The sequence below is a fragment of the Mycolicibacterium xanthum genome (assembly GCF_019710635.1).
In the GTDB taxonomy this organism is placed as follows: Bacteria; Actinomycetota; Actinomycetes; order Mycobacteriales; family Mycobacteriaceae; genus Mycobacterium; species Mycobacterium xanthum.
On sequence record NZ_JAIFZS010000048.1, the window covers coordinates 48,030 to 73,094 of the forward strand.

Genomic DNA, 25,065 nt, shown 5'->3' on the forward strand with positions numbered 1-25,065 from the left:
AGAAGTCTAAAGCTGTGCCGAATGATCTCTAAGTGGATTCTCAGCACGGCTGGGCACTCTGGTCGTATGCCCGACGTTGTTCGGGGTGACGGACCCTACTCCAGGAAGAGCATCGCAGCGACATGACCAATGACCCGAGGTATCCGCAGACCCCGCACCCGGGACAGCGCCAGGGTATGCCCGGGCAGGTGCAGCCCGGTTCGGTCGGACCGCAGCGGCCGGGGTCCTACGAGCAGCAGCCGTATGACTGGCGCTACGCCACCGAGCAACAGCGTCAGGCGTTTCGGCCGTCCTACGATCCCTACCGCGGGGCGCCGATGCCGGGGCCGGGGCAGTACCCCCGGCCGGGGATGCCTCCCGTTTCCGCGCCCGAGACCAGGAAGCGCACCCGGGCGACCGCTCTGGCTGCCGGCGCGGTCGCGGTCGCGCTCCTCTCGGGTGGCATCGGCGGTGGCGTGGCCATGCTCGTGCACCCCGATCACGCCGCCACGGCGATCAATTCGTCCGGGGCCGCCCCCAGCGTGCCCGCGGCCAGCGTGCCGGCCGGCTCGGTCGAGCAGGTGGCGGCCAAGGTGGTGCCCAGCGTGGTGAAGCTCGAGGTGGATCTCGGCCGCCAGTCCGAGGAGGGCTCGGGCGTCGTGTTGTCGACGGACGGGCTGATTCTGACCAACAACCACGTGGTGTCGGCCGCCGCCGGCGGTGCGGCAGCGGACAATCCGGAGACCAAGGTGACGTTCTCCGACGGCAGCACCGCGCCGTTCACCGTCGTGGGCACCGACCCGAGCAGCGACATCGCGGTGGTGCGCGCAGAGAACGCGTCCGGTCTGACGCCGATCACCGTCGGATCGTCGGCCGAACTGCGGGTCGGCCAGGACGTCGTGGCGATCGGCTCGCCGCTGGGTCTGGAGGGCACGGTCACCACCGGCATCATCAGCGCCCTGAACCGGCCGGTCGCCGCTGGTGGCGACGCGCAGAACCAGAACACCGTCCTGGACGCGATCCAGACCGACGCGGCCATCAACCCGGGCAACTCCGGCGGTGCGCTGGTCAACATGAACGGTGAACTGGTCGGGATCAACTCGGCGATCGCGACGCTCGGGGCCGATGCCGGAGGCGCCCAGGGCGGCTCGATCGGGCTCGGGTTCGCGATCCCGGTGGACCAGGCCAAGCGGATCGCCGACGAGCTGATCCAGACCGGCACCGCGTCGCGCGCCTCACTGGGCGTTCAGGTCGGCAACAATGCCGGTGTCGACGGCGCCATGATCGTCGAGGTCACCGCCGGCGGTGCGGCCTCGGCGGCGGGGCTGCCCAGCGGCGTCGTGGTGACCAAGGTCGACGACCGGGTGATCGGCAGCGCCGACGCGCTGGTGGCCGCCGTGCGCTCGCACGCCCCCGGCGACAAGGTGACGCTGACCTTCCTGGACGAGGCGGGCAAGACTCAGACGGTCGACGTCACGCTCGGTAGGGCTGGTCAGTGAGGGCCTCCGTCGCCCCGGTCGCCGTCGAGCTGCGTGTGGCTGCGCCGTTGTCCGGGCCGAGATATACGGTTGAGCGCATGGAACAGCCCCATTCGTTGGCCGGCCGGGCACTGGTGATTGTCGTCGACGACCGCACCGCCCACGGCGACGAACAAGATCACAGCGGCCCACTGGTGACCGAGTTGCTCGGTGAAGCGGGCTTCGTGGTCGACGGCGTGATCGTGGTGTCATCCGACGAGGTCGAGATCCGCAACGCGCTGAACACCGCCGTGATCGGTGGTGTCGACCTGGTGGTGTCGGTCGGCGGGACCGGAGTGACACCGCGTGACGTGACCCCCGAGGCGACCGTCGACCTGCTGGACCGCGAGCTCCTGGGCATCTCCGAAGCCCTGCGCGCATCGGGGCTGTCGGCGGGCATCATCGACGCCGGGGTCTCCAGGGGTCTTGCCGGTATCTCGGGCAGCACGCTCGTCGTCAACCTGGCCGGCTCGCGGGCCGCGGTGCGCGACGGGATGGCCACCCTCGGACCCCTTGCGGGCCAGGTCATCGCACAGCTATCCAGTTTGGAGATCTAAACGAGGTGCGCTCTCAGACACCGATGGCAGAGCGACCCCCGACGGGGTCCTCTGCCATTTGTCTGTTTATGCCTTCTGCGGGCTCGCGACCTGCACTGTTAAGAGAAGGTGAACGGGCGGTGCCAGCAGAATGTGATCTTTATCACAGGAGGTTTGGGCGATGACCGAGCCGGTCGGGCGGTCGCGGGACGCAGTTAACAAGATTTTCGGGAATGCATTGCCGGAGATATCGATTGACGAACGCGAGCCGGTCACGCCGGACGACGAGATCGATCGCGACCGGTGGCTGCGCGACAACGTCCCGCCTCACCACGACTGACCTGTGCTTTCGCAATAACACCAGCAGGTATCTCTGGTAACACTCTCGGCCCCGGATTCGAATAGCCAGATGCGGGGTCAAGATCAGCGACGGTTTGTCCGGCCATTCCCCGTCGTCGCGAGGAAGGGGTCCCGAGCCTGCGGGGAGTCGTCAGCAAATGACTCACAAGCGTGTGTTCCGCCCGACACCACCGGTCCCACGCGTTGCCGGTCCGAAGCCTCCCCGTTATGTTCCTCGTGTCAACGATGAGTGATTCGTAAGAACGGCGTGTGGGGTTTCTAATTCCACTCACATGTTGGTCTTGCGAGGTGTGTGGTGTAGCAGTTAGGCCAGGCACGAACACTTCGGTTCCCCATCACCGGGGTCCCGATCTACATAGCTAGGGAGATCATGAAGGCAATCAGTCGGGTGCTGATCGCGATGGTGGCGTCCATCGCGGCTTTGTTCGTGAGCACTGGCACCTCTCACGCGGGGCTGGACAATGAGCTGAGCCTGGTCGACGGCCAGGGCAATACTCTGACGATCCAGCAGTGGGACACGTTCCTCAACGGCGTCTTCCCGCTGGACCGCAACCGCCTGACCCGCGAGTGGTTCCACTCCGGCAAGGCGACATACATCGTGGCCGGTGACGGCGCCGACGACTTCGAGGGCACCCTCGAGCTCGGTTACCAGGTGGGCTTCCCGTGGTCGCTGGGTGTGGGCATCAACTTCAGCTACACCACGCCGAACATCGCGTTCGACGGCTGGGGTGCTGACTTCGGCGACGTTGCGGGACCGTTCGACTCGATCGTGACCCCGCCGTTCTTCCCGGGTGTGTCGATCTCGGCCGACCTGGGTAACGGCCCGGGCATCCAGGAGGTCGCGACCTTCTCGGTGGACGTCGCGGGTGCCGGCGGCTCGGTCGCGGTGTCGAACGCTCACGGCACGGTCACCGGTGCTGCCGGTGGTGTGCTGCTGCGCCCGTTCGCGCGGCTGATCTCGTCGACCGGTGACAGCGTCACCACCTACGGCGAGCCTTGGAACATGAACTGACATACGCTCAACACGGAGTTGGCCCTCGGCGTTTGCCGGGGGCTAACGCCGTTTCGGGGACAAACTGTAAATCCACTGGGAGAAACATGAAGACTTTCTGTAGGGCCTTGACTGCGATGGTGGTGGCCGTCGCCGCGCTGTTCGTGAGCACCGGCACGTCGCATGCCGGGCTGGACAATGAGCTGAGCCTGGTCGACGGCCAGGGCCGGACACTGACGATCCAGCAGTGGGACACGTTCCTCAACGGCGTCTTTCCGCTGGACCGCAACCGCCTGACCCGCGAGTGGTTCCACTCCGGCAAGGCGACATACATGGTGGCCGGTGACGGCGCCGACGACTTCGAGGGCACCCTCGAGCTCGGTTACCAGGTGGGCTTCCCGTGGTCGCTGGGTGTGGGCATCAACTTCAGCTACACCACGCCGAACATCGCGTTCGACGGCTGGGGTGCTGACTTCACCGACGCTGCGGGGCCGTTCGACTCGATCGTGACCCCGCCGCTGTTCCCGGGTGTGTCGATCTCGGCCGACCTGGGTAACGGCCCGGGCATCCAGGAGGTCGCGACCTTCTCGGTCGATGTCTCCGGTGCCGGCGGCTCGGTCGCGGTGTCGAACGCTCACGGCACGGTCACCGGTGCTGCCGGTGGCGTGCTGCTGCGCCCGTACGCGCGGCTGATCTCGTCGACCGGTGACAGCGTCACCACCTACGGGACACCCTGGAACATGAACTGACACTCTCGTTGCATCGTTGACACGAATTGGCCCCCGGTTACGCCGACCGGGGGCCAATTCCGTTCGAGAGGACGGGGTTTCACCCGTCGGTGGATCGCTGCTCGGGCGCGTCGCCGAGCTCGGCGGCCGCGTCGGCGCCGGCGCCGGCCCGCAGCAGGTCCCGGATCTCGGTCAGCAGTGTGAGCTCGGTCTCCGCCGGCTCCACCGCGACGTCGCGCTCCTTGAGTTTCTTGAACGGCACCACGACCACGAAATAGATGACCGCGGCGACGATGAGGAAGTTGATGGCCGCCGACAGCACGGCGTTGAGATCGACAAACTGCTCGCCGCCCAAAGGAATCCGCAGAATGCCGTAGTCGGAATCGGGTCCGGCTCCGATCCGGTCGACGAGCGGCTGGATGACACCGTCGGTGAACGCGGTCACGAGCCCGGTGAACGCCGCACCGATGACGACCGCGACGGCCAGGTCTATGACGTTGCCGCGTGAGATGAACTCTTTGAATCCCTTGAGCATGGTGTGCCAACCTTTCTGACGTGGGCCCGTTCACTGGAACGTTAGCGCCCGACACCGCTTGGCGGCCGGACCACGCAGGGTCGGGGCCGGCCGACCGGAGCCCCGGGCCGCCACCGGGTGTGGATATCCGGCTCGCCGAAATCCCCTCTGGAAAGCGGTGTTTCCGGGAGAATCGGCGCGTCTGCGGGGTCGCGTTCGAGGGCAGTTTCAGGGCACTCTGAGAATCCCGGACTCGGCACGCGCGTCGGTGCGATGACTGCTAATCTGTGGAGGCCTGAAACGCCACCAGGGCCGACGTGTCCTGTCAACAAAAGGGGAAATGCTGATGGCCATCAACGCCAAGGCGCCCGCTCGCGGTTCGAAGAAGATGCTGGGTGCAGTGGGCCTGGGTTCGTTCGCCGTGGCCGCAGCTTTCATGAGCCTCGGCAGCGGGACTGCCAGCGCCGACATCACCGAGGTCGGGCCGTCCCCGACCGTCACGAGTGCGCAGGCCGAGACCTACGCCGACATCCGCACCAACGACTTCGGTGTCGCACGCGGCCTGTCCGAGACGCGTCTGGCCGACGCCGGCGTGATCAGCGCACAGGGCGAGGTCCGCGACACCACGATGGCCGTCGTCGGTGGCACCGCTTCGGCGTTCGAGGGGGCGTACCCCGTGGGTCCGCCGATCGGCGACTGGTGATCTGACCGAGAAGAAGCCGCCCCCGGTGATACCGGGGGCGGCTTCTTTGTGGGCGGTCACTCCTGAAGCTCTGTGGGCGGTGGCTACTGCAGCTTTGTTGGCGGTGGCTGGTGCAGCTTTTGTGGCCGTGGCTAGTGCAGCGTCAGCGTGACGGCTTCGACCAAGGCCGTCCCGGCGACCGACCTGGCGGCCGCGTCGGGCAGCGCCACCAGCACAACCCGACCGCCGCGGGTCGCCATCCCGGTCTCCTGCGCCGACACCAGCACTACGACAGCGCCGGTGGCGATGAGTCGGGCGTCTTTGTCGTCATCGACAGGCGCGGCGACGATGTCGACGACGTCGCCGGCTCGCACCAGGTCCGCGACGGCGGCGTCGGTCAGTGGAATCGGAACGATCCGGGCGTCCGGTCCGGCGGCCGATTCGGCCAGCCTGGATCCCAGCAGCCGGACATCGGTGAGTACCTCGCCCCGCCGGGCCGGGCCGGCCAGGGTCGCCCCCACGACTTCCTCGATGTGGGTCTGCGCGCCTTCGGGAACCGACACGGCACCCCGGCGCTGCAGCCGGACGTCGTCGGCGGTCAGTTCCGTCCCCGGGGTGAGATCGCGGGCAGTCACCACGACGTCGAACTGATCGCCGCGGGGGTCGTCGCGCATCGCGGCGACCGCGGCCAGCAGCACCAGGGCTCCGGCGAGGAGGCGGCGTGCGGCCGACCCCCGGGTCCAGCCGGGTCGAAGAAGAACGGTCAGCCGAGTCAGTGCTGACGGGTTCAGCGAATCCCCCACCCGGCCAGGCTAGGACGCGCGACTCCCGGCGTCAGCCCGCGGCTGCGCGGCTGTGGATAACCCGTCGGGTCAGCTGGATGCGGCGGCAGCGGGGGAGGGCGACGACGAACTCGAACTGCTCGACGAGCTGGAGTTGTCCGACGAACTCGACGAACTCGACGAACTCGACGACGTCGATTCCGAGGTGGAATTCGACGCGCTGCCGGAACCGGAGCTCTTGCTCTTACCGTTCTTGGACTGCTCGCGGCTGTCGGTCCGGTAGAAGCCGCTGCCCTTGAAGACCACGCCCACCTTGCCGAACAGCTTGCGTAGCCGGCCCTCGCACTTCGGGCACTCCGTCATCGTGTCGTCGGTGAACGCCTGCACCACGTCGAACTTGTTGTCGCATTCGGTGCACGCATAGGAATAGGTGGGCACGAAAACCTCCGCGGTGGTCAAACTTCTTAGCACTCTACCGGCTCAAGTGCTAGAACCGCTATCCGGGCTGGTTGATTCCCGATGCCAGGGCGACCAGTCCCCGATGGGGGGTCAGCGCATGCGTCATCCGCACGTCGTGTGGCTCGGCGGGCAGGCGATCGAGGATCTCGTCGTCGCGCACCACCGCGACCAGGGCGGCGTCGCGGGCCAGGTGAAGCGTGCGGTCGTAGAACCCGGCGCCGCGGCCCAGTCGCACGCCGCGCCGGTCGACGGCCAGCGCCGGCACCAGCACCAGGGAGGCCTGAGCCACCGCGTCGGGGGGCAGCCACGGCGGCGGCGGTTCGCGCAGCCCGAAAGGCGCCGGGATCAGTTCGCCCGGCCGGTATCGCCCCCATTGCAGCGGCTGGGGCGTACCGTCGGGATCTTCGCGGGCCACCGGGAGCAGAACCGTGGCACCCTGCTGCAGCACCGTGTCGATCAGCGTCAGCGAGCCGGGTTCGGAGCCGACCGGCACGTAGCCGCACACCGTGGATCCCGGCTTGACCGCGGCGCCGAGATGGCCGGCCAGATCGGCCGCCTCGGCGTCGTGCACGTGCGCCGGCACGGCCCGGCGGGCAGCCAGAATACTGGTTCGCACCTGTGATTTTGACCGATGCACAGCGTAGCCCTCCGGCTGCGGGGTAAGAGAGAACAACCAACTCAGAGAGGTTAGTGTGTGAACGATGACTCGGCCTGAAGTTCCTATTCCACGTACCGCCGTGGTTCCGGCGGCGGGCTTGGGGACGCGGTTTCTCCCAGCGACCAAGACGGTGCCGAAAGAGTTGCTGCCGGTGGTCGACACCCCCGGGATCGAGCTGGTCGCCGCGGAGGCCGCCGAGGCCGGCGCCGAGCGGTTGATCATCATCACCTCCGAGGGCAAGGACGGTGTGGTCGCCCACTTCGTCGAGGACCTCGTGCTGGAGGGGACTCTGGAGGCGCGGGGCAAGCACCTGATGCTCGAGAAGGTCCGTCGCGCGCCGGCCCTGATCAAGGTCGAGTCCGTGGTGCAGGCCGAACCGTTGGGCCTCGGTCATGCCGTGAGCTGTGTCGAGGCCAGCCTGGCTCCCGACGAGGATGCCATCGCGGTGCTGTTGCCCGACGACCTGGTGTTGCCCACCGGTGTCCTGGAGACCATGTCGAAGGTGCGGGCCAAACGCGGCGGATCGGTGCTGTGCGCGATCGAGGTGTCCCCCGAGGACATCAGCGCCTACGGCGTGTTCGACGTGGAGACCGTTCCCGACGCCGTCAACCCGAACGTGCTCAAGGTCAAGGGGATGGTGGAGAAACCCAAGGCCGAGGACGCGCCGTCGCTTTACGCGGCAGCCGGGCGTTACGTCCTGGACCGGGCGATCTTCGACGCGTTGAAGCGAATTCCCCGGGGTGCGGGCGGCGAACTGCAGCTCACCGACGCCATCGCACTGCTCATCGAGGAAGGACACCCGGTGCATGTCGTGGTCCATCGTGGATCTCGACACGACCTGGGAAATCCCGGGGGGTACCTGAAGGCTGCGGTTGACTTTGCGTTGGAGCGAGACGACTACGGGCCCGAACTTCGCCGGTGGTTGATCGAGCGGCTGGGACTCGCTTCCGCGCCGGCCGAACACTAGCGGCTGCACCGCCGCGCGCACCCCGCGCGGGCGCGTCGGCCGGGTGTTTCGACTCGAGAAAGGCGTGCTTTGCGTTCGGTGGAGGAGCAGCAGGCTCGGGTGGCGGCTGCCGCGGTGGCGCCGCGGCCGGTGCGGGTGGCCATCGCTGAAGCCCAGGGTCTGATGTGCGCCGAGGAAGTGGTGACCGAGCGTCCCCTTCCCGGCTTCGACCAGGCGGCCATCGACGGCTACGCGGTGCGCAGCGTCGATGTCCTCGGCTTCGGCGAATCCGACGGCGGCGACGGCGAAGACGGTGAGGACGACGCGGGTGGCGGTGGTGCCCGCGAGATCAGCCTGCCGGTGATGGGCCTGATCGAGGCGGGTGCGCGCACGCCGAGCAGGCTTCAGCCCCGGCAGGCGGCGCGGGTCCAGACCGGTGCGCCGATGCCGACGCTGGCCGATGCGGTGTTGCCGCTGCGGTGGACCGACGGAGGCCAGTCCCGGGTCCGGGTGCTACGCGGGGTGCGGTCGGGTGCCTATGTGCGCAGGACCGGCGACGACGTGCAGCCCGGTGACGTCGCGGTGCGAGCCGGCACCATCATCGGAGCCGCCCAGGTCGGGCTGCTCGCCGCGGTGGGACGCGAGCGGGTGCTCGTGCATCCGCGACCCCGGTTGTCGGTGATGTGTGTGGGTGGCGAGCTCGTCGACATCTCGCGCACCCCCGGCAACGGCCAGGTCTATGACGTGAACTCCTACGCCCTGGCGGCCGCCGGGCGGGACGCCGGCGCCGAGGTGAACCGGGTCGGCATCGTATCGACCGATCCGAAGCAGCTGCGCGAAACCGTCGAAGGGCAACTGAACCGCGCCGAGGTGGTGGTCATCGCCGGAGCGGTGGGCGGGGCGGCCGCCGAGTCGGTGCGCACGGTGCTGGCCCAGCTCGGCGAGATGGAGGTCGCCCGCATCGCCATGCATCCGGGCTCGGTGCAGGGGTTCGGTCAGCTCGGCTCCGACGGAGTCCCGGTTTTCCTGCTACCCGCCAACCCGGTCAGTGCGCTGGTGGTGTTCGAGGTGATGGTGCGGCCGTTGATCCGGCTCTCCCTCGGCAAGCGGCAACCGATGCGGCGTGTCGTTCAGGCGCGCACGCTGTCGCCGATCTCCTCGGTGGCAGGCCGGAAGGGGTTCCTGCGCGGGCAGTTGATGCGCGACCAGGACACCGGCGAGTACCTGGTGCAGGCCCTCGGTGGGGCACCCGGTTCCTCGTCGCATCTGCTGGCCACGCTGGCCGAGGCGAACTGTCTGGTCATCGTGCCCGGTGAGGCCGAACAGATCCGCACCGGCGAGGTCGTCGACGTCGCGTTCCTGGCCCAGCGCGGCTAGGCGCGAGACGGCGACAGCGATGAGCCTGTGGAGTTCGCGCTCGCAGCATCCCGGCTGGCCGATGCCGGTCGGTCCGCTGCGGGTGCAGTCCGGTGTGGTCGGGCTACGCCCGGTGCGGCTGCGCGACGCCGCTCAGTGGAGCCGGATCCGGCTGGCCGACCGCGCCCACCTGGAGCCGTGGGAGCCGTCCACCGACCTCGACTGGGTGGTCCGCCACTCGGTTTCGTCGTGGCCGTCGGTCTGCTCGGGCCTGCGGGCCGAGGCGCGCAAAGGCCGGATGCTGCCGTTCGCGATCGAACTCGACGGACACTTCGCCGGCCAGTTGACGATCGGCAATGTCACCCACGGCGCGCTGCGTTCGGCGTGGATCGGCTACTGGGTGGCCAGCGAATCGACCGGCGGCGGGGTGGCGACCGCGGCATTGGCGCTGGGTCTGGACCACTGTTTCGGCCCGGTGATGTTGCACCGGGTGGAGGCCACGGTGCGGCCCGAGAACGCGGCCAGTCGGGCGGTGCTGGCCAAAGCGGGGTTCCGCGAGGAGGGTCTGTTGAAGCGCTACCTCGACGTGGACGGCGCCTGGCGCGATCACCTGCTGGTGGCGATCACCATCGAGGAATTGCGCGGCTCGGTGGCCGCGTCGCTGGTGCACAGCGGCCGCGCCTCGTGGACCTGACGCCTCCGCCGCGAGTAGACGCGAAGGCGCCCTATTCGGCGGGAAATCGGTGCCTTTTGCGTCTGGCCGCGGAACGACAGTGTTACTGATGTGACACATGTGGCTTCTGGTGCTTGTCTCGGGCGAATTACAGGTGTGTAATTGTCTCGGCGCGCCGCTCACGGATGCGCTGGTCACAGACCTAGCCTGATGGGGAAAGGAGCAGGCGCATGCCAAGCATCCCCCAATCTCTCCTCTGGATCTCGCTCGTCGTGCTCTGGCTGTTCGTGCTCGTGCCGATGCTGATCAGCAAGCGCGACGCGGTGCGGCGCACGAGTGACGTCGCGCTGGCGACCCGTGTGCTCAACAGCGGGGCCCGTGTCCGCCTGCGTCGCCGCGGCCCCGCCGCCGGGCATCGCAGCGATCCGGACTGGCAGCCCACAGACGGCGACCTCGACGATGATCTCGACGATGAGGACGAGGCGGCGCCCGGGCGCGCAGTGGTGATGGCCGCGGTCGCCCCGCAGCGGGTGGCCGACGAAGCCGACTACCTCGACGTCGACGTGGTGGAGGACTCCACCGACACCGACGTCCTTGCGGTCGGCAGGCGATCGCCGATCGAGGATCCGGCCGAGGCCACCGAAACCGACCAGCCAACACTGGATTACGAGCCGACACTGGATTACGAGACGGCCGAGGACGACGCCGTCGACGGGGATCTGGCCGACGAGGATCTGGCCGAGAAGGGCCTGGAGGATCTGGCCGACGAGGACGACGACGAGTACGAGTACGTCGACGACTCGTCCGGGCTGGAGGCGCCGTCGGAGACCGATCTGCGCATCGCCGACACCATGAGCGCGTCGCGCCGGCGCCGCCATGAGTCCAGCACCGCCGCCGCGGTGACCGCGCGCAAGTACCGATTCCGCACCCGGACGCTGATCGTGATGTCGGTGCTGCTGCTCGCCAGCGCGGTGGCCGCGGTCACCTGGTCGCCGACGATGTGGTGGACCTGCGGTTCGGTTGCCACGGTCACTCTGCTGTATCTGGCCTACCTGCGCCGGCAGACCCGTATCGAGGAGCAGCTGCGTCGCCGTCGGGCCCAGCGGATGGCCCGATCGCGGCTGGGTGTGGAGAACACCGCCGATCAGGAGTTCGATGTCGTGCCGTCCCGATTGCGCAGGCCGGGCGCGGCGGTGCTGGAGATCGACGACGAGGATCCCGAGTTCGAGCATCTCGACTATGTCGCGTTCGCGCGCCACTACGACCTACCGCACGCGGCCGGGCAGTAGGGCCGCACTCGCGATTTCGGCCGTGGTCGGAGGGGCTGGTACCCTCCATAGCGGTATCAGGGGCTATGGCGCAGTTGGTAGCGCGACTCGTTCGCATCGAGTAGGTCAGGGGTTCGATTCCCCTTAGCTCCACCGGAGAATCACCAGCTAGACAGCATCCAGTGTGTTAGCTGACTACATGCCCTCGGAGGCCCCAGTCCGCAGCTGGTCCGCAGCAGATCGGATCGCCGCGTCGAGGTTGCCGGCCACAGCGTCCAGATCCGTGTCGAACAAGTCGGCGTAGACGTCGAGCGTCATCGAAGCCTTCGCATGCCCGAGCATCCGCTGAACCGCCTTCACGTTGGCGCCGGCAGACACCGCCAGCGATGCCGCGGTGTGCCGCAGATCGTGCGGCGTGATCGGCGGGAACGCCTCGTCGGCCTCCTGGCACTTGGTCACCGCCGGCGCGAACACACGGGCCCGCCAGTTCGAGTTGCGCAGCACACCGCCCCGCTGATCGGTGAACACCAGATCCTCGCGGCCCTTGCCCACCATCAGGGCCGACAACTCGTCGACGAGCACCGCGGGGAACGGCACCGATCGACGCTCCCACGTCTTCGGCGCCGACCACTGCAACCCGCCCGACTCCGTCACCGAACGGGACACGTTGACCCGCCGGCGCAGCATGTCGAAGTCCTGCACGCGCAGCGCGGCCATCTCACCCCACCGCAGGCCCGTGTAGCTCAAGAACCGCAGCACCTCGGGGTCGCGGGCAACGGCGCCGGCAAGTGCCGACACCTGGGCGTGCGACAGGTATCCGCGGTCGGCGTGGGCACGCTTCGGTAGCTTCACCCCGTCGCACGGGTTACGGGCAAGCCGGCCATCCTCGACGGCGGCGCCCAGCACCTGGCGCAGCAGACCGAACGCGTTCTCGATACCCGGCACGCCCAAGCCGTCGTCCTTCATCGCCGACACCCACGACCGGATCGCCGAGGTCTTCACGTCGACGACCGCAACGTCACCCCACCGCGGCTTCACGCGGCTACCCCACGCGCTGCGACGTGTCGCCGCAGTCTTCGCCGAGATGTGGGCCTGCGCGGCCGACCACGCCCTGTACACGGCGTCGACGGTGACCTTGCCGGCCTCGGGAGCCACGAACGACCCGGTCGCCAGCGCCGGCGTGACGTCGCCGTCCAGCCACGACTGGGCGTCGGCCTTGCGGTCGAAGGACCGTGCATGCTCACGCCCCTCGTCGTCGACGAAGCGTGCCATCCACCGCTTGCCGGTGCCGGCGCGCGCGGTGGGAACCTTCTGCGTCTTGCCGTCGACGCGAACCGTGCGGTTCCAGCGGTCCTCGACGCCGGCGCGTCGTTTCCGTGCGGTCATCACTCGCCCTCCTCGATCGGGAACATCAACACCCGCCAGATGCCCGCCGCGGCGGCCAGCATGCCGTCGTCGAGGCTCTCGACGTCAGGCGCCGACACGCACAGGACGTCGCCGCGGGCGATGCCACTGTTCACGCTCCACGACACGGGCAGCTCAAGCGTCCACAGCCCGATCTGGCCCTGCTCGTAGAGCCGGTCGGCGGCACGTGTCCAGGCCCGGCGCACGCTGTCCCGCCGCCAGTCCTGCCCCTCCAGTTCGGCGACGACAGCCAGCGGCGCCAGGGACGCTGGCTGTTCCAGCGCGGCCTTGACGATCGCACGCTGGATGGTGCCCGGTCCTCTGCTCATGGACGCAACCGTACCACTTAAGTGTCCGACGCGCGGGGACTCTTAAAGAGGGGGAGGGAACACGTTGTGCCACAAGTACTTCCGGTAGCACTGTGACGTGGAGCACAGAAACTCCAGGGAAGTTGCACATGTGTAATTCGCGGCCGTTGACTTGGTTGACACACCCAACGAAGGAGCCGAAATGTCAACCAGCCCAACCCGCGAAAGCACCCCGCAGCTGGACGCCATCATGGCCAAGACGGCCTGGTCCAGCGCCGATCTGGCCGCCGTCACCGGCATCCCCGCCAGCACCTGGCGCTACTTCGCGATGCTCGACAAGGGGAAGGCCGACGACGCCGAATGCGTCGGCCCGCGGTCCTTCAAGGTCGGCCGGCGTCGGCTGTGGCGCCGCGAGACCGCCTTGCAATGGCTGGCCGACCAGGAAGCCGGCGGCCGCGGAGCCGAGACCGCCACCGACTGAAAGCCGTAGGCCCCGACGCGTGATGCGGCGCCGGGGCCTACCGAAACCCCTGGGAAAGGTTCTGACGTGCAGTCTAGCCGCCGAAACGACCTGGCCAACGAAGCGTCCGCGATCCGCGGACTGGCCGCCAGTGTCCTCGGCGCCACCGACATCGGCACGTTCGCCGTCGAGTACGCCGTCCACCGCTGGGCCATCTTCCCGCTCAACGGCAAGATCCCAGCCATCGGGCGTGACCGCGGCGGCCGCGGTGTCCTCGACGCCACCTACGACCTCGACCAGGTCATCGAATGGTGGGCCGGCCCGTACCGCGGCGCCAACATCGGCGGCCGCGTGCCCGCCGGCATGGTTGTCATAGACGTCGACCCGCGACACGGCGGCGACCGGTCCCTGACAGCACTGGAGGCCGAGCACGGCTCGCTGCCGGCCACCCTGACCGCGCTCAGCGGCCGCGGAGACGGCGGCCGGCACCTGTACTTCCGGCGCCCGCCCGGCAAGCTGTCCAGCAGCCGGCTCGGCGCCGGCGTCGACGTCAAGACGTCAACCGGCTACACCGTCCTGGCGCCCAGCATCCACCCCGACACCGGCAAGCCCTACCAGTGGATCGAGCACCCGGTCGCCGACCCGCCGGCGTGGCTCGCCGGCCTGCTGCGACCCGAGGAGCCGACCGGCCCGCAGCCGCAGCGCCGCGGCGCAACCACAACATTCACCGGCCCATCGCCGGCCGACCAGTTCAGCGCCAACACGTCGTGGGCCGACATCCTGGACCCACACGGCTGGCGATGCCTCGACGGCGACCCAGACGGCGACGGCGCCCGCTGGCTGCACCCCGCAGCCACCTCGTCGTGCTCAGCCACCGTCCGCAACGGCTGCCTGTTCGTGTACAGCCCGAACACCCCGTTCGACGTGACCGAAGCCGCGGCGCCGCGCGGCTACACGCGGTTCCGCGCCCACGCGGTCCTCAACCACGCCGGCGACCTGAAGGCAGCCGCCCGTGCCATCACCAACAAGGAGGCAAACCGTTGATCGACGCCGACAGCGTCCCCCCGATGCCCGACGACGAGCCGGCCGGCAACGGCGACCCAGACGCCGAATTCTTCGACGCCACGCCGATCCTGAAGGCGATCGCCGACTTCGCGTGGTCGCGATACACGTCGAGGCTCGCAGTCCTGGGCTGCGTGCTGCGCCGCGGCATCGCCCTGATCCCGCCCAGCGTGAAGCTGCCCGCCATCACCGGCGCCGCCGCCTCGCTGAACTTCTACACCGTCACAGCCGGCGCATCGGGACAGGGCAAGGACGCCGCGGACGGAGCCGGCTTCGATGCCGTCGACTTCTTCGACCAGCAGCGGGAACTGTTCCCCGAGGCCCGGCAGGCCGGCGGCGGCAGCGGTGAGGGTTTGGCGCGGATCTTTCGGGGCCGCAAAGGGCAGCCGCCCGTCACCGCGGTGCACGTCATGTTCAACGAGGTCTCCAAGCTAGGCGCACTGATCGACCGCCAGGGCGCCACGCTGGAGAGCGAACTGCTCGCCGGCTACATGGGCCAGCGACTCGGCGCCGAGAACAACAGCAAGGACACCACCACCGTCGTCGAGCCGCACACCTACCGGCTGTGCCTGGGCGTCGGCGCCCAGCCCGAGAACGCCGACTTCTTCCTCTCCAGGGAGCGAAACGGGTTCCCGCAGCGGTTCCTGTGGCTGCCGGCATCCGACCCGTGGTGCCCGCAGCCGGCAGGTGAGCCGGCCCGGGCGCTCACACCGATCACCGTCGCGCTGCCGGCCTTCGGGTCCGGCATCCGATTCATCGACGTGCCCGAGCGCATCCGTCAGGAGGTGGTCGAGTGCCGGTGGCGCGCACTGGTCGACGACCCGGGCATGGACCCGCTCGACGGGCACCTGATGCTCACCCGGCTGAAGGTGGCCGTCGGGCTGGCGCTGCTGCACGGCGGCCTCGACGTCGATGAGGGGTTCTGGTGGCTGGCCGGCCATCTGATGCTGCGGTCGCGGCAGACCCGCGACCAGATGAGGACCGCGGTCGAGGCGCGGCGCCGGCGGGAGAACACGGCGCGGGCGAGCGCACGCGCTGAGGCGCAGGTGATCGTCGAGACCCGCCTGGCTGACGCGCGCGCCGATCGGGTGCTGCGGGCCATCAAGCGCAAGCTGGCCGCCGGCGGCGAGACCACCGAGGGAGACCTCCGTCGGTGCCTGGACTCGTCCATCCGCGGCGACTTCAACGCGGTGTTCACGGTCCTGGTCGATGAGGGTCTGCTTGTTAGCTACGGCACCACGCAGAAGGGCACGATCGTGTGGGGGTGGAGGCGTGGCTAGTTCCTTCCAGTGTGGGATTTCCCCACTATTTCCCCACATACCGTTTTCGCAGCTCAGAGTGCTTTTTTGGTGTGTGGGGAAACTGTGGGGAAATCCCACACTAAGACGGCAAAATGCGGTGAATCCCCAGGTCGACTCTCGCAGGCACCGAGCCGCGGCTCCAGTCCACGCCGGCCACGATTCAGGCCACTGCAAATGTTTGCTGGACGGCCTCGCCCAACGGCCAGCATTTGTGTCCTTTGCGTCCTTTCTGTCCCCTGACCTCGACCCAACTGAGAAACCCGAAGGAGCGACCCGGTGACCCGATTCCCGTGGGGCAACGGCCCCGCGCCGGCGCTTCCCTGCTCACACTGTGGCCGCACGATCGCCAAGCGCCGAGGCCACCTCACCTTCGACGGCACCGTGCTGCTGTGCGGCAAGTGCGTTGAAGCGCCGACCCCGCAGGCCGCGCACGCCCGCCACTATCCCGACTGCCCGCACCGCTGGCACGACATGTGGGACCACCCGGTGCAGTTCGCGTCCCGCGCCGCCGCGTGGCTCATCCTCAACGACCGAACCGGCAATGAGACTTCCGCGGGCGAACGACCCGCGGGGAACAGGAGATGAAATGACAACCACACCGTCGCCGGCCGACACCGGCGAGCGCATCGAAGCTGAGATGGCCGCGGTCGCCGCCGAGGCAGCCGACTTGATCCGCAGCACCGACTGGGTGCCCGCGTCCGCGCTCATGGCCGTGCTGTACGAGCGGGGCCTGCTCGAATTCAACGAAGGGCAGGAACGGCTCTGGACGCTCCTCGTGCAGCTCGCGGGCCAGCCCGGCATCGAGGTGATCACCACCGCCGACGACGGACCAGGGTTCGGCTACACCACCACCAAGTGACGCCGGTCGGGCGCCGGGGAACACTCCCTCGGCGCCCACCGCGGGAAGGAACCAAACATGGAATTCGGCAACGAAACCTACGACATCAACCCCACCGACCCTGTCCTAATCGCCTGTGAGACAGTCGAATTTGGGTTCGAGCACACAGACACCGGCGAGGACCTGTTCCTGCTGGTGGTGCACGACCAGGTGCTCGGCGCCGCCGTGGTCGCCATGAGCGCCGAGCAGGCCGAGCAGACGGCCAACCATCTGGCCGGCATGTGCCGGCACGCCGACGAACTGCGCGACGAATGGGTCCGCAAGAACATCGAAGGGGAGGGCCTCGATGGGTGAACGCATCCGCCGGCGTAACGGGCAGACCGTCGAGCGGCCCAAGCCGCTGCCGGTGCCGACCTACATCCAGCAGGCCGGCGCGATCCTGGCGGCGATCGGGGCCGCCACCGGCGATGAGCAAACCCGTTGTGCAGCAAGGAATCTCGTCGGCGATGACCTCGTCTACGCGATGTGCGCCAGAACCGCGTTGGCGATGCTGCGATCCAACGTGTTCGCCCGCCACCCCGACAGCGTGGCCAGGCTCATCGCCGAGTTGGTCACCCTGCGGGAGTCCCACAACTTCTTCACCAGCGCCGAGGAGGCACTCGAATGACGAGACAGCAAGAGACCACCACCGAGCCCGGGACCGAGGGCAACGCCGCGGCGGCGTCCTTGCCGGCCGCCGATGTGGACCCGGGCGATCCTGGGCAGCCGGAACAGCAGGGCGCCACCGCAGCTGAGGCCGAGGGTAACGCCGCCGACGGCAACTCTGAGGCCGCCAAGTGGCGCCGGCAGCTGCGTGACGCCCAGACCGAGAACAAGACCCTCACAGGCCGTGTGGACGGGCTGCTGCGCCGCGAAGTGGAACGCCTCGCCGCCCAGCAGCTCGCCGACCCGACCGACGTGTGGCGCGACGACGTCGACCTTGCCGGCCTGCTCGGAGAGGACGGGCTGCCCGACCCGCAGAAGGTCGACGAGTTGATCGAGGCGATCATCGGCCGGCACCCGCACTGGCGCCGCGGCAACCCCGCTGCGCCGGCATCGACCGTCAGCGGTGACGGCAACGCGCTGCGCCCACCGCCGGGCAGGGCAGGCCCGCCGTCGTGGCAGGAGGTGTTCAAGGGTCAGGCGGCCGACGCCGACTGACAGCACAACCACATACACTGAACGCGTCGTTCGGATCACCGCCAGGTGCGGCCCGGGCGGCGCGTTCGCCCTTGTAGGGCACCCCGCGGCGGCCCAGGAGGCCCCGGGATCACCCCCAGCAGACAAGTGGCGCCCACACGCGCCGAAAGGTGGTCATCCCCATGACATTGCTCAGTTCCGCCGCCGGCGGCGTCCTCAAGCCCGAACAGATCGGGCCGCTCGTCGTCCAACCGCTGACCGAGCAGTCGGTCGCCATGCAGGTCTCGACGGTCATCGCCACCGACAGTCCCGAGTTCCGCTTCCCGCGGGTGACGTCGACGCCCACCGGAGGCTGGTTCGGCGAAGCCGAGGAGATCGACCTGTCCGACCCCGGCATCGACGAAAAGATCTGCACGCCAAAGGCATTCAAGTCCCTGACGAAGATCAGCAACGAACTGGTGAACGACAGTTCCCCGAAGGCAGCGGACTTGGTCGGCCAGTTGATGGCCGCCGACATCGCCAGGGCCGTCGATGCCCGCTACTTCGGCGGCACGCTGGCCAAAGCACCCGACGGGCTGGCGTCCCTGGCCGGCGCCCAGCTCGTCGACGCCGGCACCGCCTGGGACAGCCTGGACCCGTTCGCCGACGCGATCGCCAAGGCCACCGATGTGGGCGCCACGATCACCGCCTGGTGCGCCTCCAGCGCCACGGTGAACACGTTGATGAAGCTCAAGCAGTTCTCGGGTGACACCGACAGCTTGGTGCCCTTGCTGGGCAGCGATCCGAACATGCCGACCCGCAAGCAAGTCCTCGGCATCCCCCTGTACGGGCTGCCGGCCGGCGTCATCGACGACACCGTCATCTGGGCGATCTGCAGGGAGAAGGCGTTCGTGGTGCTGAGAAACGACGTGTCCCTGGCCGTCGACCAGAGCGCGTACTTCAGCTCCGACAGCGTCGGGGTCAGGTCGGTGATCCGGCTCGACTTCGCGTGGCCGCACGAGCAAGCCGTGATCCAGTTGTCCATCAGCGGCAGCTGACCGAGCAGCACCTGGGCGGCCGGCTACTTCCCCGCTCCGGTGCAGGCAGGGGCCGGTGCGTGCACCGCGTCTTGGCGAACACGCGACACGCACCGGCCTCTGCCACCAAACATCAAGGGAGACAACGCATGCCGCGAGCATCCAAGGTGTGCAGCGTGCCGGGATGCGGCGCCCTCACCGGAGGCAGCAACAGCAGATGCCCCGCGCACCGGCGACCAGCCGGCTGGAACACCAGCCGACCATCACCATCAAGCGAGCAGATCCACGCCGACCCCGACTGGCCAGCCAAACGCGCTGCAACCCTCGCGCGCGATCCGATCTGCGTCATCTGCGGGCAGGCACCCAGCCGCGAAGCTGACCACATCAAAGCTGTGCACCTCGGCAACCAGTCCAACGACCCCGACGTCCTCCGCGGCGTCTGCAAGCCCTGCCACGCCACCATCACGGGACGGCAAGGTGGCCACGCCCGATGGCGCGGAAACACCAGCCAGAACCCGCCACAGCCACCACCACGACGACGGGCACGCAAAACCACAGGCAGAGTCATCGACCCACGCGAACTGCGACCACCACACACCACCGGCACATGAACCCCCACAGCAACACCCCAACACGACAAAACCGCAGGTAGACCCCGTGCCCCCCACCGACAGCAACACCGGCTCCGGACTGCGGATTTTCTTTTTCGCACGAACGTTCGATTGGGCCCTGCTGGCGCCGGATTGCCGTTCTACGCTTGATGTATGCCGAAAATTCAACCGGGACAGGGCCCGGCGGGCCGTGCGTTGCGTGAGTCGCTCTTGAAGGATCTCGCCGACCAGGACTTGGAGCCCGATGCGCGCGACTCAGCGCTGATCGAGCAGGCCGCCGCGGTGGCTGATCAGGTGGCGATCCTGGAGGCGGCGATGGCCCGTTCAGGGGTCACGACGACCGACAAGGACGGCCAGGTGCGCCCGTCCCCGTTGTCGGCTGAGCTGCGCCAGCAGCGGCACTTGTTGGCCAGGTTGTTGTCGGGGGTGGTGTTGGAGTTGCCCGCGGGCAAGGACGCGAAGGCTGCGCGCGCTGGTAGGGCGTCGTGGGCTGCCCGGGCGGGCCGGTCGTCGCCGGCTACCCGCGGTGCGGTCGGCATGGATGGCGGCATGTCGTGGTGAGGCGTGCGGCGCCGGCGCCTGTTGCCGGCATCAGGGCCGCGGTCGTTGATCGGCTGCGGAGCCGGCTGGCGGACTGGGACGGGCGTTCGGTGCCGGCGGCCGGCCCCTACGTCGACGCGCTGCGCGCGAAGCTGGACGACGCTGCAGCCGGTCTGCCGGTGGAGTTGACGCGCGATGAGGTGCCGGCGCTGTTCCGGCCGCGCGAATTCAGCAGCTTGTACCGGCTCGACGGCGAGGTTCTGCGACCCGCGCGGTGATCCGGCCGGATCGTCGCGCGATATCGGACAGTTCGACTCGAGCGTGAGTCCCGTCGGACCACCTCCACCTCGAGGCGGTCGCTGATCGTCGACGCGCGACCGCGCGGTGATCCACCGGGATCGTCGCGATCGCGCGCGGTGATCCGCCGGGGATCGTCACGATCGTGCGGCGTGCGGGCCGCTCAGCGGTCGCACGGGTGCCCGAACAGGATCTCCTCGCACTCCTCGAGGCTCAGCGCCTCCCAGGCGCCGGCGCGGTACAGCTTCAGGCAGCCGAAGGCGTCGGCGGCGAGGGATACCAAGTACCAGCCTCGGTGATCGGCGACCCTGCGGGCGCGTGCGAAGCGCAGCGCCTCCGTGCGCGGTGCGGTGGGCACGGGTTCGATCGTGACGGTCATGCAGCACAGTGTGTGCCCCGGCGACGTCGTCGACGCCGAGGTGGGCCGGCGCGGCGACCGAGTGCGTGGTCATCTGATGGGGGTTTGCTGGCGCCGCGGCCGAAGTCCGCCAGTCCGCAGCCAGTCCGCAGCAGAATTAGTCCCAGCTTTCACGGCCCAACAGGGCCAACCGTCTGACCTGCTGTTTCTCGCACAGTCAACACAGCTTCACGCGGGAAAAGCCCAGGAATTCTCGTTCGGATCGAGTAGGTCAGGGGTTCGATTCCCCTTAGCTCCACTTTCCGTTTGCTGCCAGAGCGCGGGGAAGCTCGGTCCGCGATGAGATCCAGGCACGCCAACGGACGCTCGCCCCACCACTGGTCGGGCGTCGCGATCACCGCAGCCTCCCGGACCCCGGGGTGCGCCGCGATCGCATTCTCCAACTCGACCGAGGAAATCCACTCCCCACCGGACTTGATCACGTCCTTGGACCGATCCCTCAGGCGCACGTAGCCGTGACGGTCGACCGCCGCCACATCGCCGGTGCGCAGCCAGCCCTCGCTGAACCGCTGCCCGCTGGTCGGGTCGTCAAGGTAGTCCGCAGCAATGCTGGGGCCGCGTACCTGCAGCTCGCCGGTGCTCTCGCCGTCCCACGGCAGAACTGTGTCGTCGTCGCTGACGATCCGGGCCTCCACGAATGGCAGCGGTCGCCCGGACTGCTGCCGGTAATGCCAGTGTTCCTCACCGTCTGTGTTCGCCGGTGGCACGCTGACCGCGACCACGGCGGTGCATTCGGTCATGCCCCACACCTGCAGGACCGTCACCCCATGCCGATCCTCGAAGCCCTGCATCAGCTGCCGGGGGACCGCGGCGCCGCCGCACAACACCAGCCGCAGCGACGACAGATCCGGGAGGTGGGAATCGGCATAACGCAACAGGTCGGTCATGATCGTCGGCACCGCACCCGAGACACTCACCCGCTCCCGCTCGATCAACCTGGCGAGCGACTCGCCCTGCAGGAACCGCCCCGGCAGCACCAGCGACGCCCCGGCCAGAGCGGAGGCGTAGGGCAGCCCCCAGGCGTTCGCGTGGAACATCGGCGCGGCCGGCATGACCCGGTCCGCCGCCCGCAGCCCAAACGAGTCCGGCAGGCAGGCCAGCAACGAGTACACCGCCGTAGACCGGTGCGAATACAGCACACCCTTCGGGTTGCCGGTCGTGCCCGAGGTGTAGCACAGACTGGAGGCCGACCGCTCATCCACCGCCGGCCAGACGAACTCCTCCGGTTGCCCGGCCAGCAGATCCTCATAGCGCACCGCGCCCGGCAACCCGTCGACCTCGCCGGAACCGACGACCACGAAACGCTCGACCATGGGCAGCCGGGGTACCAGCGGCGCCAGCAGCGCCACCAGCGAGTCGTCCACCAGGATCACCCGGTCCCGAGCGTGGTTGATGATGTAGACCAGCTGGTCGGGGTGCAACCTCAGGTTCAGGGTGTGCAACACCGCCCCCATGCACGGCACCGCGTAATACGCCTCCAGGTGTTCCTGGGTGTTCCAACAGAGCGTGGCCACCCGATCGCCCGGTCCCACGCCCAGCGACCTCAGCCCGCCGGCCAGTCGCCCGACCCGACCGGCCAATTCGCCGTAGCTCGTGTGCCGCACCCCCTCGGGGTACAGCGTCACTACTTCCGAGCAGTGGTGGACCGTGCTCATCCGGTAGAGCAGGTGCTGCACCGTCAACGGGAAGTCGTTTTGCATCAGACCGGTCAACATCTCGGGCTCCCTCCGATTGGTCTGCGGACTACTCCCACGATGCCGGTTTGCCGGTGACGCGAGCAGTGGGGAGGCACCCCCCAATTTGGGAGCGGCTCCAGCTGCCTTCGTGGTGGTGGAGCTCCAGTGGTTTCAGCGCGCGGTGCGCGGGGTTGGTCTCCGGGCGTTCGCAGGGGAACCCAAACGGCACTGTGACCCTACAAATGAACCCGCTGACCCCACGTCCGCCCATTTCGTTCCGCTCGCGTCCCAAAAACGGTTCTGGTGCGGGGATGATGTCCGCTTGCGGATTGGCCTATCCCAATCGGAGGTATCGCACGCACTCACGTTGCCCCGGCGGAGAGTAGGATTTAGTCCTACTACTCACGGAGGGGTCTGCCAATGCGCACGACACGGCAACTGAGCATCACGCTCCCGAACGATATGGCCGATGCGCTGCGTCAGCGGGTGAGCTCGGGGGAGTACGCCAGCGAGAGCGAAGTCATCCGGGAGGGACTACGGGCGTTGTTTGCCCGCGATCAGGCTGTTGAAGCCTGGCTTCGTGACGAGGTCGCGGCCGCGTACGACGCCGTAGTTGCCGATCATTCGCGCGCTGTGACCGCGCAGTCAGTGCGTGCTCGGCTGGCCGCCGAGCAGGCCGGGGGCGCGTGAGTTTCACCGTCGAATTCACGCCTGAGGCGGAAGATCAGCTGGTCGAGCTATATCGCTACATTGCGGCGGCGGGGTCGACGGAAGTTGCGGCGTGTTACACGGACGAGATCGTCGCGTACTGCGAGCAACTGGCCGCATTCCCGCATCGTGGCAGAGCGCGCGATGATGTTAGGCCGGGACTGCGCACGATCGGTTTCAAGCGCCGAGTCGTTATTGCCTTCGCTGTGTTGGGCCAGGCTGTGGTGATCATCGGCATCTTCTACGGCGGACGCGATTACGAGGCTGTCCTTAGTGACCCCGAGATTGGGACCGAGTAGCCGACGCACGAAGTGTGTCGGACGCACGTCAACGGTGCCGGAACGCGACTGCGGCCTGTTGACGCCGTCAACACCTTCTGCGTTTCCGCACGTCGTTTCGCGTGCTCTTGCGTCGTTTCGCGTCGTCAATTTCCGCATTTCCGCTGGTCAGCGCCATTTCTGTAGCGAGTTCGATTCCCCTTAGCTCCACAGAGTTCGAGCAGTTCATGGAGGTTGCTGGTCGTCAGACCTCCGGCGCCGTGCGCAGTGCGTCCGCAGCAGCTTGAATGGCCGCGTCGAGACGATCCGCGACTTCGTCCAAAGTCCTCATCGAATAGGTCCGCGTAGGTGTCGAGCGTCATTGAAGCCGTCGCGTGCCCGAGCATTCGCTGCACAGCTTTGACATTCGCGCCCGCCGACACTGCCAAGCTCGCCGCCGAATGTCTCAAGTCGTGCGGGGTGATCGAGGGGAACTTGGGGTCGGCCTTCTGGCACTTCATGACCGCCGGGTCGAACACCCTCGCCCGCCAGTTCGAGTTCCGCAGCACCCCACCCCGGGAATCGGTGAACACCAGATCTTCGCGGCCCTTGCCGACCATCAGCGCCGACTGCTCGTCGGCCAGGGTCGCCGGGAACGGCACCGACCGGCGCTCGTGCGTCTTGGGCGTTGACCACACCAGGGAACCCAATCGACTTCCCAAGCTGAGTACGCGGGTTCGATTCCCGTCATCGGGTCGCTTGAAAGCCCTGGTCAGGGGCTTTTCCCGTTTACACTCGCCGAGAGCGGCGCGCCGTGCCGTAACGGTCCCGCTGACTCCGCTAGGCCGTCGCTACTCCAAGACTGCGACCATGACTCGAGAGCGGGAAACAACATGACCACACCAGATCCAACCCGCACGGTCCGCATTGTGCTGGGAACGGCATTCACCGGCGCCGGTATTGCGCACGTCGTCAGACACGAATGGTTCGAAAGCCTGGTGCCCGAACCGTTGGCGAGGTGGCGCAAGCCGATCAGTGCGGTTACCGCCGTGATTCAGTTCGTCGGCGGGATCAGCATGTTCATCCCGCGCCTGCGCGCCTCGCCCGCTGGACCAATCTGGCGATGTTAGTTCCGACTCTGCCTGCGGCGGTCGCCCAGACCCGACACCCCGACCAGATGCGGGCACTCGGGGTGAACCCCATGCTGGTTGTTGCTCGGGTCCCTGCACAAGTGCTGGTAGCCGCGGCAACGTGGTGGGCTACCCCGACCTCCTCCGGCGGCCCACCAAATGCCGAACTGACACACCCTCGCAACCGTCACCCCATCCCAACAAGTAGGAGGTCAGAAGTGCGGCTTGAAGGAAAGGTTGCATTGGTCACCGGCGCTACCGGCGGCATGGGCAGGCGTCGGCCCGCCTTTTCGCAAAGGAGGGCGCAGCCGTCTTGGTCGCTGCGCGTCACCAAGAACTCGCACACCCCGTCGTCCAGGAAATCGCGCATCGCCCCCTCAAACGAAGCCTGTGCACACGGCGCGAAAGAAG

The 25,065-nt window shown here is 68.1% G+C and carries 33 protein-coding genes and 1 tRNA gene; 25 read left to right on the forward strand and 9 right to left on the reverse strand.

Going from position 1 to position 25,065, the window contains the following annotated elements:
* Positions 1-122 precede the first annotated feature (122 nt).
* From JDV09_RS18795 to mspA (JDV09_RS18815), 5 genes are all read left to right on the forward strand, one after another.
* On the forward strand, positions 123-1,478 hold the full coding sequence (locus JDV09_RS18795) for a S1C family serine protease (protein WP_221370666.1): 1,356 nt from the start codon (positions 123-125) through the stop codon (positions 1,476-1,478).
* 29 nt (positions 1,479-1,507) lie between these two features.
* A complete protein-coding gene (locus JDV09_RS18800) occupies positions 1,508-2,053 on the forward strand; it encodes a MogA/MoaB family molybdenum cofactor biosynthesis protein (RefSeq protein ID WP_221370705.1) in 546 nt (181 codons plus the stop codon).
* 160 nt (positions 2,054-2,213) lie between these two features.
* A complete protein-coding gene (locus tag JDV09_RS18805) occupies positions 2,214-2,372 on the forward strand; it encodes a hypothetical protein (RefSeq protein ID WP_221370667.1) in 159 nt (52 codons plus the stop codon).
* Positions 2,373-2,762: 390 nt separating this feature from the next.
* Positions 2,763-3,404 carry a porin MspA gene (mspA, locus tag JDV09_RS18810; RefSeq protein ID WP_221370668.1) on the forward strand — a complete coding sequence of 214 codons (642 nt, stop codon included), beginning with the start codon at positions 2,763-2,765 and terminating at the stop codon, positions 3,402-3,404.
* Between the two features lie 86 nt (positions 3,405-3,490).
* Positions 3,491-4,132 carry a porin MspA gene (mspA, locus tag JDV09_RS18815; protein WP_221370669.1) on the forward strand — a complete coding sequence of 214 codons (642 nt, stop codon included), beginning with the start codon at positions 3,491-3,493 and terminating at the stop codon, positions 4,130-4,132.
* Between the two features lie 79 nt (positions 4,133-4,211).
* Here the strand turns inward: mspA (JDV09_RS18815) and mscL are convergent, their stop codons facing one another.
* Positions 4,212-4,646 carry a large-conductance mechanosensitive channel protein MscL gene (mscL, locus tag JDV09_RS18820; protein WP_221370670.1) on the reverse strand — a complete coding sequence of 145 codons (435 nt, stop codon included), beginning with the start codon at positions 4,644-4,646 and terminating at the stop codon, positions 4,212-4,214.
* A gap of 325 nt (positions 4,647-4,971) precedes the next feature.
* Here mscL and JDV09_RS18825 point away from each other — a divergent pair, with 325 nt between their 5' ends.
* On the forward strand, positions 4,972-5,328 hold the full coding sequence (locus tag JDV09_RS18825) for a hypothetical protein (protein ID WP_221370671.1): 357 nt from the start codon (positions 4,972-4,974) through the stop codon (positions 5,326-5,328).
* 131 nt (positions 5,329-5,459) lie between these two features.
* Here JDV09_RS18825 and JDV09_RS18830 read toward each other — a convergent pair whose 3' ends face one another.
* From JDV09_RS18830 to JDV09_RS18840, 3 genes are all read right to left on the reverse strand, one after another.
* The gene (locus JDV09_RS18830) at positions 5,460-6,110 is read right to left on the reverse strand and encodes an SAF domain-containing protein (protein ID WP_221370672.1); all 651 of its coding nucleotides are present in this window, start codon (positions 6,108-6,110) and stop codon (positions 5,460-5,462) included.
* A 69-nt stretch (positions 6,111-6,179) separates the two neighbouring features.
* Complete coding sequence (locus tag JDV09_RS18835) at positions 6,180-6,527, reverse strand: FmdB family zinc ribbon protein (protein ID WP_221370673.1); 348 nt, start codon at positions 6,525-6,527, stop codon at positions 6,180-6,182.
* A gap of 58 nt (positions 6,528-6,585) precedes the next feature.
* Entirely contained in the window at positions 6,586-7,185 is a 600-nt protein-coding gene (locus JDV09_RS18840; protein ID WP_221370674.1) for a 5-formyltetrahydrofolate cyclo-ligase, read from the reverse strand.
* A gap of 64 nt (positions 7,186-7,249) precedes the next feature.
* Here JDV09_RS18840 and JDV09_RS18845 point away from each other — a divergent pair, with 64 nt between their 5' ends.
* The 5 genes from JDV09_RS18845 to JDV09_RS18865 all read left to right on the forward strand — a co-directional run bounded on the left by JDV09_RS18845 (position 7,250) and on the right by JDV09_RS18865 (position 11,602).
* Positions 7,250-8,173, forward strand: coding sequence for a UTP--glucose-1-phosphate uridylyltransferase (locus JDV09_RS18845; RefSeq protein ID WP_221370675.1), 924 nt, complete (start codon positions 7,250-7,252; stop codon positions 8,171-8,173).
* A 69-nt stretch (positions 8,174-8,242) separates the two neighbouring features.
* Positions 8,243-9,529 (forward strand): molybdotransferase-like divisome protein Glp, encoded by a 1,287-nt coding sequence (gene glp, locus JDV09_RS18850; protein ID WP_221370676.1) that lies wholly within the window; start codon positions 8,243-8,245, stop codon positions 9,527-9,529.
* Between the two features lie 19 nt (positions 9,530-9,548).
* A complete protein-coding gene (locus JDV09_RS18855) occupies positions 9,549-10,202 on the forward strand; it encodes a GNAT family N-acetyltransferase (RefSeq protein ID WP_221370677.1) in 654 nt (217 codons plus the stop codon).
* Between the two features lie 209 nt (positions 10,203-10,411).
* Entirely contained in the window at positions 10,412-11,470 is a 1,059-nt protein-coding gene (gene sepX, locus JDV09_RS18860) for a divisome protein SepX/GlpR (RefSeq protein WP_221370678.1), read from the forward strand.
* A 59-nt stretch (positions 11,471-11,529) separates the two neighbouring features.
* Positions 11,530-11,602, forward strand: a tRNA-Ala gene (locus JDV09_RS18865).
* A 42-nt stretch (positions 11,603-11,644) separates the two neighbouring features.
* Here JDV09_RS18865 and JDV09_RS18870 read toward each other — a convergent pair.
* Together JDV09_RS18870 and JDV09_RS18875 are read right to left on the reverse strand one after the other, a co-directional pair.
* Positions 11,645-12,835, reverse strand: coding sequence for a tyrosine-type recombinase/integrase (locus tag JDV09_RS18870; protein ID WP_221370679.1), 1,191 nt, complete (start codon positions 12,833-12,835; stop codon positions 11,645-11,647).
* Positions 12,835-13,182, reverse strand: a complete 348-nt coding sequence (locus JDV09_RS18875) for a hypothetical protein (RefSeq protein ID WP_221370680.1) — start codon at positions 13,180-13,182, stop codon at positions 12,835-12,837. The genes JDV09_RS18870 and JDV09_RS18875 overlap by 1 nt, the downstream gene beginning before the upstream one ends.
* Before the next feature lie 181 nt (positions 13,183-13,363).
* On the opposite strand from JDV09_RS18875, the gene JDV09_RS18880 reads away from it, so the two are divergent.
* From JDV09_RS18880 to JDV09_RS18930, 11 genes are all read left to right on the forward strand, one after another.
* Positions 13,364-13,642 (forward strand): hypothetical protein, encoded by a 279-nt coding sequence (locus JDV09_RS18880; RefSeq protein ID WP_255605622.1) that lies wholly within the window; start codon positions 13,364-13,366, stop codon positions 13,640-13,642.
* 66 nt (positions 13,643-13,708) lie between these two features.
* A complete protein-coding gene (locus JDV09_RS18885; RefSeq protein WP_221370681.1) occupies positions 13,709-14,665 on the forward strand; it encodes a bifunctional DNA primase/polymerase in 957 nt (318 codons plus the stop codon).
* Positions 14,662-15,963 carry a hypothetical protein gene (locus JDV09_RS18890; RefSeq protein ID WP_221370682.1) on the forward strand — a complete coding sequence of 434 codons (1,302 nt, stop codon included), beginning with the start codon at positions 14,662-14,664 and terminating at the stop codon, positions 15,961-15,963. The genes JDV09_RS18885 and JDV09_RS18890 overlap by 4 nt, the downstream gene beginning before the upstream one ends.
* A 297-nt stretch (positions 15,964-16,260) precedes the next feature.
* Entirely contained in the window at positions 16,261-16,569 is a 309-nt protein-coding gene (locus JDV09_RS18895; protein WP_221370683.1) for a hypothetical protein, read from the forward strand.
* A 1-nt stretch (position 16,570) separates the two neighbouring features.
* Positions 16,571-16,843, forward strand: a complete 273-nt coding sequence (locus tag JDV09_RS18900) for a hypothetical protein (protein WP_221370684.1) — start codon at positions 16,571-16,573, stop codon at positions 16,841-16,843.
* A gap of 57 nt (positions 16,844-16,900) precedes the next feature.
* Complete coding sequence (locus JDV09_RS18905; RefSeq protein ID WP_221370685.1) at positions 16,901-17,176, forward strand: hypothetical protein; 276 nt, start codon at positions 16,901-16,903, stop codon at positions 17,174-17,176.
* Positions 17,169-17,489 (forward strand): hypothetical protein, encoded by a 321-nt coding sequence (locus JDV09_RS18910; RefSeq protein ID WP_221370686.1) that lies wholly within the window; start codon positions 17,169-17,171, stop codon positions 17,487-17,489. The genes JDV09_RS18905 and JDV09_RS18910 overlap by 8 nt, the downstream gene beginning before the upstream one ends.
* Positions 17,486-18,022 carry a hypothetical protein gene (locus JDV09_RS18915; protein ID WP_221370687.1) on the forward strand — a complete coding sequence of 179 codons (537 nt, stop codon included), beginning with the start codon at positions 17,486-17,488 and terminating at the stop codon, positions 18,020-18,022. Before JDV09_RS18910 ends, JDV09_RS18915 begins: the two co-directional genes overlap by 4 nt.
* A gap of 161 nt (positions 18,023-18,183) precedes the next feature.
* Positions 18,184-19,038, forward strand: coding sequence for a phage major capsid protein (locus JDV09_RS18920; protein ID WP_221370688.1), 855 nt, complete (start codon positions 18,184-18,186; stop codon positions 19,036-19,038).
* Positions 19,039-19,781: 743 nt separating this feature from the next.
* Positions 19,782-20,189: a hypothetical protein gene (locus JDV09_RS18925; protein WP_221370689.1), complete on the forward strand. Its 408-nt coding sequence runs from the start codon at positions 19,782-19,784 to the stop codon at positions 20,187-20,189.
* A complete protein-coding gene (locus tag JDV09_RS18930; RefSeq protein ID WP_221370690.1) occupies positions 20,186-20,446 on the forward strand; it encodes a hypothetical protein in 261 nt (86 codons plus the stop codon). Before JDV09_RS18925 ends, JDV09_RS18930 begins: the two co-directional genes overlap by 4 nt.
* 182 nt (positions 20,447-20,628) lie before the next feature.
* Here JDV09_RS18930 and JDV09_RS18935 read toward each other — a convergent pair whose 3' ends face one another.
* On the reverse strand, positions 20,629-20,844 hold the full coding sequence (locus tag JDV09_RS18935; protein ID WP_221370691.1) for a hypothetical protein: 216 nt from the start codon (positions 20,842-20,844) through the stop codon (positions 20,629-20,631).
* A 149-nt stretch (positions 20,845-20,993) separates the two neighbouring features.
* The gene (locus tag JDV09_RS18940) at positions 20,994-22,598 is read right to left on the reverse strand and encodes a long-chain fatty acid--CoA ligase (RefSeq protein ID WP_255605624.1); all 1,605 of its coding nucleotides are present in this window, start codon (positions 22,596-22,598) and stop codon (positions 20,994-20,996) included.
* A 381-nt stretch (positions 22,599-22,979) separates the two neighbouring features.
* Here JDV09_RS18940 and JDV09_RS18945 point away from each other — a divergent pair, with 381 nt between their 5' ends.
* A complete protein-coding gene (locus JDV09_RS18945) occupies positions 22,980-23,249 on the forward strand; it encodes a ribbon-helix-helix domain-containing protein (protein WP_221370692.1) in 270 nt (89 codons plus the stop codon).
* Positions 23,246-23,566, forward strand: a complete 321-nt coding sequence (locus JDV09_RS18950; RefSeq protein WP_221370693.1) for a type II toxin-antitoxin system RelE/ParE family toxin — start codon at positions 23,246-23,248, stop codon at positions 23,564-23,566. Before JDV09_RS18945 ends, JDV09_RS18950 begins: the two co-directional genes overlap by 4 nt.
* A gap of 125 nt (positions 23,567-23,691) precedes the next feature.
* Here the strand turns inward: JDV09_RS18950 and JDV09_RS18955 are convergent, their stop codons facing one another.
* On the reverse strand, positions 23,692-24,234 hold the full coding sequence (locus JDV09_RS18955) for a tyrosine-type recombinase/integrase (RefSeq protein WP_255605626.1): 543 nt from the start codon (positions 24,232-24,234) through the stop codon (positions 23,692-23,694).
* 183 nt (positions 24,235-24,417) lie between these two features.
* Here JDV09_RS18955 and JDV09_RS18960 point away from each other — a divergent pair, with 183 nt between their 5' ends.
* The gene (locus tag JDV09_RS18960) at positions 24,418-24,654 is read left to right on the forward strand and encodes a DoxX-related protein (RefSeq protein ID WP_221370694.1); all 237 of its coding nucleotides are present in this window, start codon (positions 24,418-24,420) and stop codon (positions 24,652-24,654) included.
* The last annotated feature ends 411 nt before the right edge of the window (positions 24,655-25,065 follow it).